This window comes from Phreatobacter sp. AB_2022a, from assembly GCF_026847585.1.
Lineage (GTDB): Bacteria > Pseudomonadota > Alphaproteobacteria > Rhizobiales > Phreatobacteraceae > Phreatobacter.
In genome coordinates this window covers 23,409-38,615 of sequence record NZ_JAPSET010000054.1, presented here as the reverse complement: position 1 = coordinate 38,615, position 15,207 = coordinate 23,409, and the positions used below count along the sequence as shown (strand labels likewise).

The 15,207-nt window shown below is 69.4% G+C and carries 13 protein-coding genes; 9 read left to right on the top strand and 4 right to left on the bottom strand.

From position 1 onward, the window contains the following. Window positions 1-748, top strand: a 748-nt coding sequence (locus OZ671_RS27410) for a 2-oxo acid dehydrogenase subunit E2 (RefSeq protein WP_268863656.1), incomplete at its 5' end; no start/stop codon positions are given. 111 nt (window positions 749-859) lie between these two features. Continuing rightward, the gene (gene lpdA / locus OZ671_RS27405) at window positions 860-2,299 is read left to right on the top strand and encodes a dihydrolipoyl dehydrogenase (RefSeq protein WP_268863655.1); all 1,440 of its coding nucleotides are present in this window, start codon (window positions 860-862) and stop codon (window positions 2,297-2,299) included. 17 nt (window positions 2,300-2,316) lie between these two features. Here the strand turns inward: lpdA and OZ671_RS27400 are convergent, their stop codons facing one another. Then, on the bottom strand, window positions 2,317-3,714 hold the full coding sequence (locus tag OZ671_RS27400) for an amidase (protein WP_268863654.1): 1,398 nt from the start codon (window positions 3,712-3,714) through the stop codon (window positions 2,317-2,319). Window positions 3,715-3,857: 143 nt separating this feature from the next. On the opposite strand from OZ671_RS27400, the gene OZ671_RS27395 reads away from it, so the two are divergent. Next, window positions 3,858-4,700: a protein-L-isoaspartate O-methyltransferase family protein gene (locus OZ671_RS27395; RefSeq protein ID WP_268863653.1), complete on the top strand. Its 843-nt coding sequence runs from the start codon at window positions 3,858-3,860 to the stop codon at window positions 4,698-4,700. A 100-nt stretch (window positions 4,701-4,800) separates the two neighbouring features. On the opposite strand, the gene OZ671_RS27390 is transcribed toward OZ671_RS27395, so the two are convergent. Further along, window positions 4,801-5,478 carry a L,D-transpeptidase gene (locus tag OZ671_RS27390; protein ID WP_038313378.1) on the bottom strand — a complete coding sequence of 226 codons (678 nt, stop codon included), beginning with the start codon at window positions 5,476-5,478 and terminating at the stop codon, window positions 4,801-4,803. 202 nt (window positions 5,479-5,680) lie between these two features. Beyond that, entirely contained in the window at window positions 5,681-6,991 is a 1,311-nt protein-coding gene (gene rimO / locus OZ671_RS27385; protein ID WP_268863652.1) for a 30S ribosomal protein S12 methylthiotransferase RimO, read from the bottom strand. A 174-nt stretch (window positions 6,992-7,165) separates the two neighbouring features. On the opposite strand from rimO, the gene OZ671_RS27380 reads away from it, so the two are divergent. Together OZ671_RS27380 and OZ671_RS27375 are read left to right on the top strand one after the other, a co-directional pair. After that, window positions 7,166-7,627, top strand: a complete 462-nt coding sequence (locus OZ671_RS27380; RefSeq protein ID WP_268863651.1) for an Rrf2 family transcriptional regulator — start codon at window positions 7,166-7,168, stop codon at window positions 7,625-7,627. Beyond that, window positions 7,617-8,513 (top strand): NAD(P)/FAD-dependent oxidoreductase, encoded by an 897-nt coding sequence (locus tag OZ671_RS27375; protein WP_268863650.1) that lies wholly within the window; start codon window positions 7,617-7,619, stop codon window positions 8,511-8,513. The genes OZ671_RS27380 and OZ671_RS27375 overlap by 11 nt, the downstream gene beginning before the upstream one ends. Before the next feature lie 39 nt (window positions 8,514-8,552). Here OZ671_RS27375 and OZ671_RS27370 read toward each other — a convergent pair whose 3' ends face one another. After that, complete coding sequence (locus tag OZ671_RS27370) at window positions 8,553-9,419, bottom strand: LysR family transcriptional regulator (RefSeq protein WP_268863649.1); 867 nt, start codon at window positions 9,417-9,419, stop codon at window positions 8,553-8,555. A 99-nt stretch (window positions 9,420-9,518) separates the two neighbouring features. On the opposite strand from OZ671_RS27370, the gene OZ671_RS27365 reads away from it, so the two are divergent. From OZ671_RS27365 to OZ671_RS27350, 4 genes are all read left to right on the top strand, one after another. Continuing rightward, complete coding sequence (locus tag OZ671_RS27365) at window positions 9,519-10,115, top strand: LysE family translocator (RefSeq protein WP_268863648.1); 597 nt, start codon at window positions 9,519-9,521, stop codon at window positions 10,113-10,115. Between the two features lie 145 nt (window positions 10,116-10,260). Further along, entirely contained in the window at window positions 10,261-10,563 is a 303-nt protein-coding gene (locus OZ671_RS27360; protein WP_268863647.1) for a DUF1330 domain-containing protein, read from the top strand. A 384-nt stretch (window positions 10,564-10,947) separates the two neighbouring features. Continuing rightward, on the top strand, window positions 10,948-12,063 hold the full coding sequence (locus tag OZ671_RS27355; protein WP_268863646.1) for an efflux RND transporter periplasmic adaptor subunit: 1,116 nt from the start codon (window positions 10,948-10,950) through the stop codon (window positions 12,061-12,063). 13 nt (window positions 12,064-12,076) lie between these two features. After that, window positions 12,077-15,175 (top strand): efflux RND transporter permease subunit, encoded by a 3,099-nt coding sequence (locus OZ671_RS27350; RefSeq protein WP_268863645.1) that lies wholly within the window; start codon window positions 12,077-12,079, stop codon window positions 15,173-15,175. Window positions 15,176-15,207: the final 32 nt, after the last annotated feature.

Genomic DNA, 15,207 nt, shown 5'->3' with positions numbered 1-15,207 from the left:
GGCGCCCGCCATGTCGGACGACGCGGTGAAGAAGCTGTTCGAGCCCGGCAGCTACGAGGAGATCCCGCATGACAACATGCGCAAGGTCATCGCGCGCCGGCTGGTCGAGGCGAAATCGACCATTCCGCATTTCTATCTGACGCTCGACTGCGAGCTCGACGCCCTGCTCGCCCTGCGCGGCGAGCTCAACAAGTCGGCGCCGGTCAAGGATGGCAAGCCGGCCTTCAAGCTGTCGGTCAACGATCTCGTCATCAAGGCGCTGGCGCTGGCGCTGCGCGCCGTGCCGGACGCCAATGTCTCCTGGACCGACGGGGCCATGCTGAAACACCATCATGCCGATGTCGGCGTGGCCGTGTCGATCCCCGGCGGGTTGATCACGCCGGTGATCCGGCGCGCCGACGAGAAGACGCTGTCGACCATTTCCAACGAGATGAAGGACCTCGCGGCCCGCGCCAAGGTGCGCAAGCTGAAGCCCGAGGAATACCAGGGCGGCACCTCGGCGGTGTCCAATCTCGGCATGTTCGGCATCAAGGACTTCGCCGCGGTGATCAACCCGCCGCACGCGACCATCCTCGCGGTCGGCGCCGGCGAGCAGCGCGTCATCGTGCGCGACGGCGCTCCGGCGGTCGCGACCGTGATGAGCGTGACGCTGTCGACCGATCACCGCGCGGTGGACGGGGCGCTCGGCGCCGAGCTGCTGCAGGCGTTCAAGGGCTATGTCGAGAGCCCCATGAGCATGCTGGTCTGACGCGGCGCATCGAGGCCAGCCGCCGCGCCCGGGCGCGGCAGCGGCCGGCGACATGACAGAACTGCCGCGCGGCGGCGCTTTCCCCACAAGGCCGATCTGGAAGGGCATTCCATGTCTAGCTACGACATCATCGTCATCGGCGGCGGTCCCGGCGGCTATGTCGCCGCCATCCGCGCGGCGCAGCTCGGCTTCAAGACCGCCGTGGTGGAGCGTGAGCATCTCGGCGGCATCTGCCTCAACTGGGGCTGCATCCCGACCAAGGCGCTGCTGCGCTCGGCCGAGGTGTTCCACTACGCCACCCACGCCAAGGACTACGGCCTGACCCTGAACGGGACGATGACCTTCGACCCGGCCGCGGTGGTCAAGCGCTCACGGGGCGTGTCCGGCCAGCTCAATACCGGCGTCGGCTTCCTTCTGAAGAAGAACAAGGTCGACGTCATCTGGGGCGAGGCCAAGATCACCAAGGTCGGCGAAGTGACGGTCTCGGCCCCGACCAAGGCGGCCTTCCAGCCGCAGGCGCCGGTGCCGAAGGGGGTTCTGCCGGCCGGCACCTACGCAGCCAAGAACATCATCGTCGCGACCGGCGCCCGCCCGCGGGTGCTGCCCGGCATCGAGCCGGACGGCAAGCTGATCTGGACCTATTTCGAGGCGATGGTGCCGCAGACCTTCCCGAAGAGCCTGATCGTCATGGGCTCCGGCGCGATCGGCATCGAATTCGCCTCCTTCTACCGCACCATGGGCGCCGAGGTGACCGTGGTTGAGGTCCTGCCGCAGCTGCTCCCCGTCGAGGATGCCGAGATCGCGGCCGTTGCGCGCAAGCGCTTCGAGAAGCAGGGCATCAGAATTCTCACCTCGACCAAGGTGACCAAGGTCGAGAAATCCGCCAATGGCGTGACCGCGACGGTCGAGGACGACAAGGGCGGCAAGCAGACCCTGACCGCCGAGCGGCTCATTTCGGCGGTCGGCGTCGTCGGCAATATCGACAATCTCGGCCTCGAGGCGCTCGGCGTCGCCATCGAGCGTGGCACGATCGTCACCGACGGCCTCGGCCGCACCAATGTGCCCGGCATCTTCGCCATCGGTGATGTCGCCGGCCCGCCGATGCTCGCCCACAAGGCCGAGCATGAGGGCGTCATCTGCGTCGAGACCATCAAGGGCCTGCCGACCCACGCCATGGACAAGGCCAAGATTCCCGGCTGCACATATTGCCATCCGCAGGTCGCCTCCGTCGGCCTGACCGAGGCCAAGGCCAAGGAGGCCGGCTACACGGTGAAGGTCGGCCGCTTCCCGTTCATCGGCAACGGCAAGGCGATCGCCCTCGGCGAGCCGGACGGCCTGGTCAAGACGGTGTTCGACGCCAAGACCGGCAAGCTGCTCGGCGCCCATATGGTCGGCGCGGAGGTGACAGAACTGATCCAGGGCTTCGTCGTCGCCATGAATCTGGAAACGACCGAGGAAGAGCTGATGCACACGGTCTTCCCGCATCCGACGCTCTCGGAAATGATGCATGAGAGCGTGCTCGACGCCTACGGCCGCGCCATCCACGTCTGATCGCCGCCCGGACGGCGTCAGCCGGGCAGGGGCCAGGCGAGCGTGCGCTGCGGCAGCGCGCGCTCGATGGCCCGGCTCGCCCGCAGCACCAGGTCCTCGCGGAAGACGCCAGCCACCAGCTGCAGCCCGATCGGCAGCCCCTCGCGGGTCAATCCGCAGGGCACCGAGGCGGCGGGCTGGCGGCTGAGATTGAACGGCCAGGTGCAGGGCGTCCAGTCGAGCCATTCGGGAAAGGTGGCGGCGGGCGTCTCCCGGCCGGCCTCGAAGGCCGGGATCGGCACGGCGGGGGTCAGCAGCAGGTCGTAGTCCCGATGGAAGGCCTGCATGCGCGTGGCGAGCGCGCGGCAGGCATCCTGCGCGCCCTGCAGCTCGGCCGCCGACAGATGGGCCGCCGAAGCGACGAGATCGCGCAAGCCCGGATCGAGCGGGGCCCGTCCGGCATCGTCGAGATCGCCCACGGCCGCGGCGAGGCCGGCGCGCCAGATGATGCCCATGGCCGGCCGCAGGGCGCTCAGATCGAGCGTCACCTCGCGCACGACAGCGCCTGACCGAGCGAGCGCCGCAGCGCCCGCCGCGACGGCCTCGGCCACGTCGGCATCGACGATCGGAAAGCCGAGGTCCGGCGAGACGGCGACGGTCAGCCCTTCGACGCCGCGTTCGGCTTCGGTTTCGAAATCGATATCCTGATAGGGCACGGCGAAGGGATCGCTGGCATCGGGCCGCGCGATGACGCGCAGCATCAGGTCGCCGTCGGCGACGGTGCGCGTCAGGCCGCCGAAAACCGGCAGGCTGCCGAGCGGTCCGGCATGATGCGGCACGCGGCCGAATGTCGGCTTCAGGCCGTAGACGCCGGTGAAGGCCGCGGGAATGCGGATCGAGCCGCCGCCGTCGCCGCCGGTTGCCAGCGGCGCGACGCCGGTCGCCACGGCGACCGCCGCGCCGCCGCTCGACCCGCCCGGCGTGCGCGCCGGATTCCAGGGATTGCGCGTCACCCCCGTCAGCGGGCTGTCGGTCACGCCCTTCCAGCCGAATTCCGGGGTCGTGGTCTTGCAGAAGAACACGGCGCCCGCTTCGCGCAGGCGGGCGACGCCCGGCGAATCCGCTACGCTCGGGACGGCCGCCAGCCGATGCGAGCCGAAGCGCGTCGGCCAGCCTGCCACATGGCCGCTGTCCTTGACCGCCACCGGCACGCCGTCGAGGGGGCCGAGCGGCGCGCCGCGACGCCAGCGCCGCTCGGACGCCGTCGCCATTTCGCGTCCGACCCGCTCGTCGACGAGACAGAAGGCGTTGAGGGCTGCATCGACCGCGGCAAGGCGCGCGAGCGAAGCATCGAGCACCTCGACCGGCGACAGGGCGCCGGAACGGTAGGCGGCGACGAGCGCGCGCGCCGTCAGGGCATTCAGATCGTCAGCCATGCGAACCCCTCCCTCGAGGCCATGCTCGCCGGGCCCGGGCCGCCCAGCCAGTCCTTTTTGGGCATGGCGGCTAGGAGAACGGCCCAGGGTGCGCGAAGCTGGCCGGCGGGGAGACCGGGGCCGCCTCGAGCCGGGACGAAGCCATGACGAAGACGGGAGCCAGCCTGGAGGAAGCCCGCAGGGCCTATGCCCGTTCCCTGGCGCAGCAGAGCGGGGGTACCGATCCGCGCATCGAGCAGGCCTTTGCAGCCGTGCCGCGCGAAGATTTCCTGCCACCGGGCCCCTGGCGCATCCTGCGCGGCCGCCGTTACGTCAGAACGCCCGACGCCAACCCGGTCCATCTCTATCGCAATGTCCTTGTCGCGCTCGATGCGGCCCGCGGCATCAACAACGGCGAACCCTTGCTCCACGCCGCCTGGATCGCCGCGGTGGCGCCGGCTCCTGGCGAGGCGGTGACCCAGATCGGGGTCGGCATGGGCTATTACACCGCGATCCTTGCCATGCTGGTCGGCGACGGCGGATCGGTGACCGGTTTCGAGGTGGATCCGGAGCTCGCGCGCGCCGCGCAGCGCAATCTGGCGGCCTTCGCCGGCGTGACCGTGATCTCCGGCGATGCGAGCACCGCTTCGCTGCCCCCCTCGGATATCGTCTATGTCAATGCCGGTGTCGCCGCGCCGCCCGCCGCCTGGCTCGCCGCGCTGAAGCCGGCCGGCCGGATGATCTTCCCCTGGCGGCCGGCAGCCGACATCGGCCTCGCCGTGCTGATCGTCAGGCATGCCGCTGGCTTTGCCGCCCGCGCCGTGATGCCTTCGTGGTTCATCCCTTGCGCCGGTGCGTCCGACGCGACCCGGACCCTCGCGCCGCCGGCCTCCTCGCAGGCGGCCTGGCGTATCGCTTCGCTCTGGCTGATACGCGACCGGCCGCCCGATGCGACCGCGGTCGCCGTCTATCCCGATCTCTGGTTCTCGTCGCAGGCGCTCCAATGACAAAGGGCCGCCCCATGGGGCAGCCCTCTGTTGGCACTGATCGCGATCGGCGGCGCCTGCTTCACGCCCATGTCCCCGAAGTAGGTCCGCCTTGCGATGATCAGGCGGATTCACCACCGCCGCGGCGGGACGGCAGCACGACGGCCTTGGTGCCGGTCGGCACGCGGCCGTAGAGGTCGATGATGTCCTGGTTCAGGAAGCGGATGCAGCCCGAGGACACCTGAGTGCCGATCGTCCAGGGCTCGGTGGTGCCGTGCAGGCGATAGAAGGTGTCGCGGTTGCCGCGGTAGAGATAGAGCGCGCGCGGGCCGAGCGGGTTCTCCGGGCCGCCCGGCAGGCCGCCGGCCACCGGGCCGTAACGGTCGGGCTCGCGGCGAATCATGTCCTGGGTCGGCGTCCAGCGCGGCCATTCGGCCTTGCGGCCGATGGTGGCGACGCCGGTCAGGTTGAAGCCCTCTTCCTTGCCGACGCCGACGCCGTAGCGGAGCGCCCGGCCGCCTTCCATGACGAGATAGGCGAAGCGCGCGGACGGATCGACCACGATCGTGCCCGGCTGCTCGCTGGTGCGATAGGCGACTTCCTGGCGCAGGAAGCGCGGGTCGACGTCGCTCAGATCCACCGCCGGGATCGGATAGGGCTCGGTCTCGATCGCCGCATACATCTGCCGGTACATCGGGTCGATGCGCGGACCGGTATCCGCCAGCTCCGGACGCTGCGTCACGCAGCCTGCGAGAACGACCGGTGCGGCCGCCACGAAAAGGCGTCTATTGATCATCATGGGCCTCTGAACTGTGAACACCCCGCCGGTGTTCCTGTCATGCTAGGATGCTGGGCTCGATAACAAACATCCTCGCCGGCCGGTATGACGTTCTCGTTACTTTTCCTGGAGTTCCGGGCGAGTGTGACTTTTGTGCATCGCACCCTGTTACGTTTGGGTGACAGGTTCAGCAGGGGAAGTTGCAGTCTTCGCGCGATGCACGTCAGAGGGCTGCATGCAGATCGTATTCGCTCGCCCGATCGATCTTGACGGTGACCAGTTCACCGACGTTCAGCTTTCGCCTGGTGTGAATATAGACGGCGCCGTCGATGTCGGGAGCGTCGCCCTTCGAGCGCGCCTTGACCACCGTCGGCCCGACCTCGTCGACGATCACCTGCTGGCGTGTGCCGACCTTCTTCTTCAGGCGCCGAGCCGAGATGTCCGCCTGCTTTTTCATGAAGCGATGCCAGCGCTTGTCCATCACCTCGGGCGGGACGTGATCGGGCAGGACATTGGAGGTGGCTCCGGCGACCGGCTCGTATTTGAAGCAGCCGACGCGATCCAGCTGAACCTCGTCGAGCCAGTCGAGCAGGAACGAGAACTCGTCCTCGGTCTCGCCCGGGAAGCCGGTGATGAAGGTCGAACGAATGGTCAGGTCCGGGCAGATCTCGCGCCACCGCTGGATGCGCTCGACGGTCTTTTCCTGGTGAGCCGGCCGCTTCATCCGCCGGAGCACGTCGGGATGGGCGTGCTGGAAGGGGATGTCGATATAGGGAAGGATCCGCCCCTCGGCCATCAGCGGGATGACCTCGTCGACATGGGGGTAGGGGTAGACATATTGCAGCCGGACCCAGACGCCGAGTTCGCCCAGCGCCTGGGCGAGATCGAGGAACTTGGTGCGCCAGGTCCGGTCGCGCCACTGGCTCTCGGCATATTTCACGTCGACGCCATAGGCCGACGTGTCCTGCGAGATGACCATCAGTTCCTTGACACCGGCCGAGACCAGCCGCTCGGCCTCGCGCATGACGTCGGCCAGCGGCCGCGAGACGAGGTCGCCGCGCAGCTTCGGGATGATGCAGAAGGTGCAGCGGTTGTTGCAGCCCTCCGAAATCTTCAGATAGGCGTAGTGCCGGGGCGTCAGCTTGATGCCCTGCGGCGGCACCAGGTCGAGGAACGGGTCGTGGCTCGGCGGCGCGGCCTCGTGCACCGCGGCCAGCACGCTCTCATATTGCTGCGGACCGGTGATCGCCAGCACCGAGGGATGGGCGGCGCGGATCTGCTCGGGCTCGGCGCCCATGCAGCCGGTGACGATGACCCGGCCGTTCTCCTTCAGTGCGTCGCCGATCGCGGCGAGGCTCTCGGCCTTGGCCGAGTCCAGGAAGCCGCAGGTATTGACCAGCACCAGGTCGGCGCCCTGGTGCGTGCGCGACAGCTCGTAACCTTCGGCGCGCAAGCGCGTGATGATCCGCTCGGAATCGACCAGCGCCTTCGGGCAGCCGAGCGAAACGAAGGAGATTTTCGGAGCAGCGTTCATGGATCGGTCTCGGGCAAGCAAGGCTGCGCCAATAGGCCAAAGCGCCGGCCCGGACAAGCGAAAGCCGTCGGGGCGGGGGGCGATCGGACCGGCGCGCCGCGCCGCGAAGGCAGCCCGCAAAAAATCGCCGCGAGGGTCTTGCGTCGCGATCCATCTCGCAACATGTGATGTTGCATGACTTACGACAGCAAGCTTTCAGGCGTCCTGCACGTGCTCCTGCACATGCTGGCCATGACCGCCCCGGCGACATCGGAGCAGCTCGCGCAGATCATGGGCAGCCACCCGGTGGTCGTGCGCCGGATCATGGCCGGCCTGCGCGAACAGGGTTTCGTCACCTCGGCCAAGGGCCATGGCGGCGGCTGGCGGATTGCCTGCGATCCGGCGGCCGTGACCCTCGCCGACATCTACCGGGCCGTCGGCGCGCCGCCGCTGCTCGCGCTCGGCCATCGCTCGCAGGCCCCCGGCTGCCTGGTCGAGCGTGCGGTCAACCGCGCGCTCGACGGCGCCTTCCGCGATCTCGAGGCGCTGTTCGAGGCGCGCCTCGGCGCCGTGACGCTCGCCACGCTTTCGGACGATTTCAATCGCGGCCTCGCCGAGCGTGGCCTGACCTTGGAGAGCCAGAACCATGAATCATGATGCGATTGTCGTCGGCGGCAGCTTCGCCGGCCTGTCCGCCGCCATGCCGCTGGCCCGCGCCGGCCGCGACGTCTGCGTCCTCGACAGCGGCCGTCCGCGCAACCGTTTCGCCAGCGCCTCGCACGGCTTCTTCGCCGCCGACGGCATGCCGCCGCTCGGCCTCGTCGCCGCCGCCCGCGAAAAGCTTGGCCGCTATCCGAGCGTCCGCTTCATCGACACCACGGCGGTCGCGGCCGAAGCGACGGCGGGCGGCTTCGCGATAACCCTCGCCGACGGCGACAGGCTCGACGCCAGGCGGCTGGTTCTCGCCTTCGGGCTGACTGACGACCTGCCCGATATTCCCGGCCTTGCCGAACGCTGGGGCCAGAGCGTCATCCATTGTCCCTATTGCCACGGCTTCGAATTCATCGACCGGCCGCTCGGCGTGCTCGCCACCATGCCGATGTCCTCGCACCAGGCGAGCCTCATCCCCGAATGGGGGCCGACCACCTTCTTCCTCAATGGCGGAGCCATGCCGGACGAAGAGACCTGCGGCACGCTCGCCGCGCGCGGCGTCACGATCGAGCCGGCGCCGGTCGTCTCCCTCCACGGCGCCTCGCCGATGCTCGACGGCGTTCGGCTCGCCGACGGCCGCTTCGTCGCGATCGCCGCGCTCTATCTGGCGCCGCGAACCCGGTTCCAGAGTCCGCTCGCCGAGCAGCTCGGCTGCGCCGTCGAGGCCGGCATGTTCGGCCCGGTCATCACCACCGATGCGATGAAGCTGACCAGCGTGCCCGGCGTCTATGCCGCCGGCGACATTGCGCGGCCGATGCACAATGCGACCTTTGCCTCCGCCGACGGCTTCCTGGCGGGCACCGCGCTGCACCAGAACCTGGTGTTCGGCTGAGCTGCCCGAGCCGGCGCGAGCCGGCCGCGCCGCCTGCTGTCAGGCAGCCTGGCGCGGCCGGCCGAGCAGCCCGCGGATATGCCGTGCGAGGGCCTCGGCGGCCGTCGATTGCCGGCCAGCTCCGACCTGCAGGCTGATGGCGAAGGACGGCAGTTCCGGCAGCCCCGTCTCCACCGAAAGGATGTCGAGGTCGACCGGCACGGTGCCGGCGAGCCAGGTGGTGACCGCCATGTCGGCCCGCACCGTCGCAGCGGTCGCATCGATGCTGCCATTCTCGAAGACGGTCCGCCATTCACGGCCGTCTTCGCCGAGCGCGGCCAGCACCGCCGGGCGGAAGGCGCAGGTCGGCGCCACCATGGAAACGGGCAGGGGCGTCTTGCGATAGGCGCTGCCGCCGCGCGCCCCGACCCAGACCAGCCGGTCGACCGCCAGGCATTCGCCGCGCGTCGTACCGACCGCTTCCTCGACCACCGCGAGATCGAGTTCGCCGTCGGCGAGCGCCGCCGCGAGATCCGGCGAGGCACCTGCCACGAGCGAAACGTCGACGCGCGGAAAGGCGTCGACATAGCCTTTGAGAATGGGGGCGAGCAGGGTGCCGACGAGATCGTAGGGCACGCCGAGGCGCACGCGGCCCTCCGGGCCGGCGCCGGTCATCTCTGCCCACATCTCGTCATTGAGCCGCAGCAGGCGGCGCGCCTTGCCGAGCATCTGCTCGCCGGCCGCGGTCAGCCGAAGCTGCCGGTCGCGCACGAACAGCGGCCGGCCGATCGATGCTTCGAGCCGGGCGATCTGCTGGCTGACCGCGCTCTGCGTCAGGTGCACGGCCTTGCCCGCCGCGGTCATGCCGCCATGGTCGGCGACCGCGACGAAGGTTCTCAGAAGCCCGATGTCGAAATGGCGCGCCATGCCGGGAATTAGGGGGCGTAATTCCAGAGATAGTCAACAGTCGTTTCCGTAATGCGCGAGCGCAGGCTAGGGCAGCTTCATCCCGTTCCTGGAGAGGCCATGTCGCCTGACGCCTTGCTATCGCTCGTCGCATTCGCCGCCGCGTCGACCATCTCCCCCGGCGGCGCAACGGCGCTCGCCACCGCCTCCGGCGCACATTTCGGCTTTCGCCGCTCCGTGCCGCTGCTCGCCGGCATAGCCATCGGCCTTGCCTCGCTCGCCGCCGCGGCCGCCGCGGGTCTCGCAGCCGCCGTCCTCGCCGTGCCTGCGCTGGGGCTCGCCATGCGGCTGGCCGGCACGGCCTATCTTCTGTGGCTGGCCTTGCGGTTCGCGACGAGCGGCGCACCGCGCCTCGATGGCGCCCTGGAGCGGCCGCGCAGCCTTGCCGGCGGCGCCTTGCTGATCTGCTACAACCCCAAGGCCTGGGCGATGACGCTCGGTGCCGCGGCGTCCTTCTCCGGCCTCGCCGACAGTCCGCTCGCGCTCGCTGCCATCCTCGGCCTCGTCTTCGGCGCGGCGGCGATGGCCGCGCTCTCGTTCTGGTGCGCGGCAGGCCTCATGCTCGCGCGGCTTCTGACATCCGAGCGACAATGGGCCGTGCTCAATGGGCTGCTCGCCGCCTTGCTCGTTCTGTCGATCGGTCCAATGTGGCTTTAGGGCGCAGTCATTCCACGACGAGATGCCCCATACGAGTACCAGGAACGGCAGCGGCCCGATGATCCGCCCCTACAGCCGCCGCTTGCCTTCGACCCGGCCCTATGGCTCACTTTCTTGTATAGACATAACAAGAGGGGAACACGCCATGGCAGTCTTCATCGTCTCACGGGTCGATATTGCCGAGCCCGAACGGATGACCGAATACATGCGCGCCGCGCCCGCGACGGTCGAGGCCTTCGGCGGCCGGTACGTCGTCCGCACCGGCAATATCCAGGTGATCGAAGGGACCGCGACCTGCGATCGCATGGTCGTGCTGGAGTTCCCGACGCGTGAGCAGGCGCTGGGCTGGTACCATTCCGAGCTCTATCGTCCGCTCAGGGACCTGCGCTGGCAGGTCGCCAAGGCCAGCATCCTGCTGCTGGACCCTTCGGCCGCCACCGCATCGTGAGTTTGGCCGGGCCGGCGGCGGTGACCGCCGCTCCATCACCGTCCCGAAGCGCCGGCACCATGGAAAAACAGGCAGCGGCATGTCACAGCCGCTGCATCGTGTCGTCTCGTCCGTGAGGATCCGATAGGGAGACGAGGATGACAGTCCGGCCGGCCGCGCAGGCCAGGCGCGTCGCACCAATGCTGCCGCCCACACCGGAGCGGCTATCGATTGCGGGTCCGCGCGGCATGGGCTTCGGTGGTCGCGCGCTTCGCTGCGACGGCATCCCACGTGCTTCGCCGAAAGATGGCTTGACCTCAACCATAGTTGAGGTTCTATCCAGCACGTCGGCTCGGTTCGCGAGCCTCCCGCGCCCGCCGCGCGGGGCCGCCTCCGGGAGCCGACATGTCCGCGCCGTCTGAAGTCCGTCCGTTTCCCTCCGCGCACCGTCCGCGCCGGCTCGTGCCGCTGGTGGTGACGGCGGTCGTCCTTGCCGGAGCTTTCTCGGGCGTCTTCGCCTGGCGCAATGCGCGGCTCACCGCCGCGGTCGGCGCCCATGCGCCGCCGCCGGTCGAGGTGGCCGCGCTGGTGGTGAAGCCGGCCGCGCTGCCGCAGACGATCGAGGCGATCGGCTCGCTTGCCGCCATCCGCGAGGTGACGCTTGCGCCGGAAGTCGCCGGCCGCGTCGTCGCCATCCGGTTCGAGGCCGGCGCCGAGGTCGCGGCCGGCGCGCCGCTGGTCGAGCTCTACGATGCTCCCGAACGCGCCGACCGTGCCGCGGCCGTCGCCAGGGCGCAGTTCGCCCGGCTGCAGCTCGACCGGTCGCGGGCGCTCGAACCGCGCGGGGCCGAGTCGCGCCAGATGCTGGACCAGCGGATCGCCGAAGTGGCGCAGGCCGAAGCCGCGGTGCAGCAGATCGACGCCCGCATCGCGCAGCGCACGATCCAGGCGCCTTTCGCCGGCCGGCTGGGCCTGCGCCGCGTCAATCTCGGCCAATATGTCAATGCCGGCCAGCCGGTCGCCACGCTCACCGCGCTCGACCGGCTCCATGTCAATTTCACCGTGCCCCAGCAGGAGCTGGCGCGGCTGACCGTCGGCGGCCGGGTCTTCGTGCGCACCGACGCCTATCCCGGCTTCACCTTCGAGGCGCGGATCAATGCGGTCGAGCCGGTGGTGGGCAGCGACACCCGCAACGTCACCGTCCAGGCGACGCTCGACAATCCCGACGGCATGCTGAGACCCGGCCTCTACGTCACTGCCAATATCGAGCTGCCGCCGCGCCCGGATGCGATCCTGGTGCCCGCCACCGCCGCCGTCACCAGCGCTTCGGGCGACAGCGCCTATCTCATTCGCGACGGCCGGGCCGCCGTGGTGCCGGTCACGATCGGCCGCAGGGTCGGCAACGACGTTCTCATCGAACACGGCCTCGCCCCGGGCGACGTGGTCATCACCATGGGCCAGCTGCGCGTGCAGCCGGGCGCGGCCGTGACCGCGGCCGGCACCGCCATGTCGCAGCGCTGAGCGGAGCGGCGTCATGGTCTTCACCGATCTCTTCATCCGCCGGCCCGTGCTGTCGGCGGTCGTCAGCCTGCTGATCCTGCTGGTCGGCGCCGCCGCGCTGCTGTCGCTGCCGATCCGGCAATATCCGCGGCTCGAAAGCGCGACGATCGTCGTCGACACCACCTTTCCCGGCGCCACCCAGGAGGTGATGCAGGGCTTCGTCACGACGCCCATCGCCCAGGCGATCGCCACCGCCAGCGGCATCGAATATCTGACCTCGACCTCGACCATGGGCAAGAGCCGGATCAAGGCCAAGCTCGTGCTCAACGCCGATGCCGACCGGGCCATGACCGAGATCCTCGCCAAGGTCCAGCAGGTCCGCTACCGGCTGCCCCAGGGCGCCTTCGACCCGGTCATCTCCAAGATCACCGACGGCGCCTCGGCGGTGCAATATCTCGCCTTCAAGAGCGACACGCTCACGGTCCCGCAGATCACCGATTTCGCGACCCGCGTCGTCCAGCCGCTGATCACCTCCATCCCCGGCGTCGCCTCCACCGATCTCTTCGGCTCCCGCCAGCTCGCCATGCGCATCTGGCTCGACCCGGCCAAGCTCGCCGCGCGCGGGCTGACCGCCGGCGACGTCGCGGCGGCGCTCCGGGCCAACAATGTCCAGGCCGCGCCGGGCCAGCTGCGCGGCGGCGGCACGGTGACCAGCATCACCGCGGCGACCGACGTCACCGACATCGACGGCTTCCGCGCCCTGGTCGTCAAGACCGGCTCCGACGGTCTCGTCCGCCTCGGCGATGTCGCAACCCTCGAGATCGGCGGCCAGAACTACGACAGCGGCGGCCGCGACGCCGGCGGCCAGGCGGTGATCATGGGCATCTCGCCGACGCCCGACGGCAACCCGCTCGACATCGTCGCCGCCGTCAAGGCCCTGATGCCCCGCCTGCAGGCTGCCGCGCCGCCGGGCCTCGCCATCAAGAGCTCGTTCGACGTCGCCCATTTCGTCCATGCCTCCATCAACGAGGTGGAGCACACGCTGATCGAAGCGGTGGTGATCGTCGTCCTCGTCATCTTCCTCTTCCTCGGCTCGCTGCGCGCCGTGGTGATTCCGGTCGTCACCATCCCCCTGTCGCTGCTCGGCACCGCGGCGCTGATGCTCGCCTTCGGCTTCTCGCTCAACCTGATGACCCTGCTCGCCATGGTCCTCGCCATCGGCCTGGTGGTCGATGACGCCATCGTGGTGGTCGAGAACATCCACCGCCACATCGAGGAGGGGGCGGGTCCGGTCGATGCGGCACTCGCCGGCGCCCGCGAAATCGTCGGCCCGGTCATCGCCATGACCATCACGCTCGCCGCGGTCTATGCGCCGATCGGCCTGATGGGCGGGCTCACCGGCGGCCTGTTCAAGGAGTTCGCCTTCACGCTGGCCGGCTCGGTGGTGGTCTCCGGCGTGATCGCGCTGACCCTGTCGCCGATGATGAGTTCGAAACTGCTCAGCCGGCAGATCGCGGAAGGCCGGTTCGCCAGGATGGTCGAGCGCCGCTTCGCCGCCTGGTCGGCCGGCTACGGCCGGCTGCTGGCGGCGATGCTCGACCGCCGCCCGGCCGTCCTGCTCGTCGCCTTCGCCATGGTCGCGGCCATCGTCGTCCTGTTCCTCGGCAGCCGGCGCGAGCTCGCCCCGCAGGAGGACCAGGGCTACGTGTTCGTCGCCGCCCGGGCGCCGCAATATGCGAGCGTCGACTACACGACCCGGGCGACGCTCGCCGTCGACCGCTTCTTCCAGACCCTGCCGGAATTCGCCGGCAGCTGGTTCGTCGACGGCACCGACGGGCAGAACAATGCCTTCGGCGGCATCGTGCTGGCCGACTGGGACAAGCGCCGGCGCTCGGCCGACGCCATCCAGGGCCAGCTCTACGGCATGGCGAACGGCATCCACGGCGCCTATGTCACGCCGTTCCAGCCGGCGGCGCTGCCGGCCGGCAGCGACGGCCTGCCGTTCCAGATGGTGCTCCGCTCGCCCGGCGACTTCCAGGGCCTCTACAACGACATGGAGCAGCTCAAGGCCGCGGCCTGGAGAAGTGGCCTGTTCGTCTTCGTCGACAGCAATCTCGCCTTCGACAGCCCGTCGGCGCGGATCGAGATCGACACGGCCAAGGCGGGCGAGATCGGTGTCACCATGCAGGCCGTGGCGGACACGCTGGCCGTGCTGGTCGGCGAGAACTACGTCAACCGCTTCAACTATCACGAGCGGTCCTACGACGTGATCCCGCAGGTGCGCGAGCAGGACCGGCTGACCCCCGACAATCTCGGCCGCTACTATCTGCGCACCCGCTCGGGCGCGATGGTGCCGCTGTCCACGGTGATGCGCGTCGACATGCGCGCCGCCGCCAACCGGCTGCCGCAGTTCAACCAGATGAACGCGGTGACGCTGTCGGCGGTGCTGAAGCCCGGCGTCACCATGGGCCAGGCGGTCGAGTTCATGGCCGCCCAGCCGCTCGCCCCCGGGGTCAGCGTCGACTGGCTCGCCGACTCCCGCCAGTACGTCCAGGAGGGCAATCGGCTGACCGTCACCTTCGGTTTCGCCCTGATCGTCATCTTCCTGGTGCTGGCCGCCCAGTACGAGAGCTTCCGCGATCCGCTGGTGATCCTGGTCACCGTGCCGCTCGCCATCTGCGGCGCGCTGCTGCCGCTCTATCTCGGCTACGCGACGCTCAACATCTACACGCAGATCGGCCTCGTCACCCTGATCGGTCTCATTTCCAAGCACGGCATCCTGATGGTGGCCTTCGCCAACGAGATCCAGCGCAGCGAGGGCCGGGAGCGCCGCGAGGCGATCCTCCAGTCGGCCATGGTGCGCATGCGGCCGATCCTGATGACCACCGCGGCCATGGTCGCCGGCCTCGTGCCGCTGCTCTTCGCCGGCGGCGCGGGCGCGGCGAGCCGCTTCGCCATCGGCATCGTCGTGGTGATGGGCATGCTGGTCGGCACGCTCTTCACCCTGTTCGTCCTGCCGACCTTCTATGTTCTGATGGCCCGAGACCACCGCGAGCCTGGGGAAACCGCCGCCCCGGCCCCCGCGGTGCCCCCGGCAGCGCCGCTCCCGCATCCGGAACCGCATCAGGCCTAGCCTGATGATGCGGGAATTGACGCTGCCACCCG

What these genes read in the sequence shown, in the direction of transcription:
- lpdA (WP_268863655.1), top strand. Translation starts at nt 860, where the DNA reads ATGTCTAGCTACGACATCATCGTCATCGGCGGCGGTCCCGGCGGCTAT.
- OZ671_RS27400 (WP_268863654.1), bottom strand. Translation starts at nt 3,714, where the DNA reads ATGGCTGACGATCTGAATGCCCTGACGGCGCGCGCGCTCGTCGCCGCC.
- OZ671_RS27395 (WP_268863653.1), top strand. Translation starts at nt 3,858, where the DNA reads ATGACGAAGACGGGAGCCAGCCTGGAGGAAGCCCGCAGGGCCTATGCC.
- OZ671_RS27390 (WP_038313378.1), bottom strand. Translation starts at nt 5,478, where the DNA reads ATGATGATCAATAGACGCCTTTTCGTGGCGGCCGCACCGGTCGTTCTC.
- rimO (WP_268863652.1), bottom strand. Translation starts at nt 6,991, where the DNA reads ATGAACGCTGCTCCGAAAATCTCCTTCGTTTCGCTCGGCTGCCCGAAG.
- OZ671_RS27380 (WP_268863651.1), top strand. Translation starts at nt 7,166, where the DNA reads ATGACTTACGACAGCAAGCTTTCAGGCGTCCTGCACGTGCTCCTGCAC.
- OZ671_RS27375 (WP_268863650.1), top strand. Translation starts at nt 7,617, where the DNA reads ATGAATCATGATGCGATTGTCGTCGGCGGCAGCTTCGCCGGCCTGTCC.
- OZ671_RS27370 (WP_268863649.1), bottom strand. Translation starts at nt 9,419, where the DNA reads ATGGCGCGCCATTTCGACATCGGGCTTCTGAGAACCTTCGTCGCGGTC.
- OZ671_RS27365 (WP_268863648.1), top strand. Translation starts at nt 9,519, where the DNA reads ATGTCGCCTGACGCCTTGCTATCGCTCGTCGCATTCGCCGCCGCGTCG.
- OZ671_RS27360 (WP_268863647.1), top strand. Translation starts at nt 10,261, where the DNA reads ATGGCAGTCTTCATCGTCTCACGGGTCGATATTGCCGAGCCCGAACGG.
- OZ671_RS27355 (WP_268863646.1), top strand. Translation starts at nt 10,948, where the DNA reads ATGTCCGCGCCGTCTGAAGTCCGTCCGTTTCCCTCCGCGCACCGTCCG.
- OZ671_RS27350 (WP_268863645.1), top strand. Translation starts at nt 12,077, where the DNA reads ATGGTCTTCACCGATCTCTTCATCCGCCGGCCCGTGCTGTCGGCGGTC.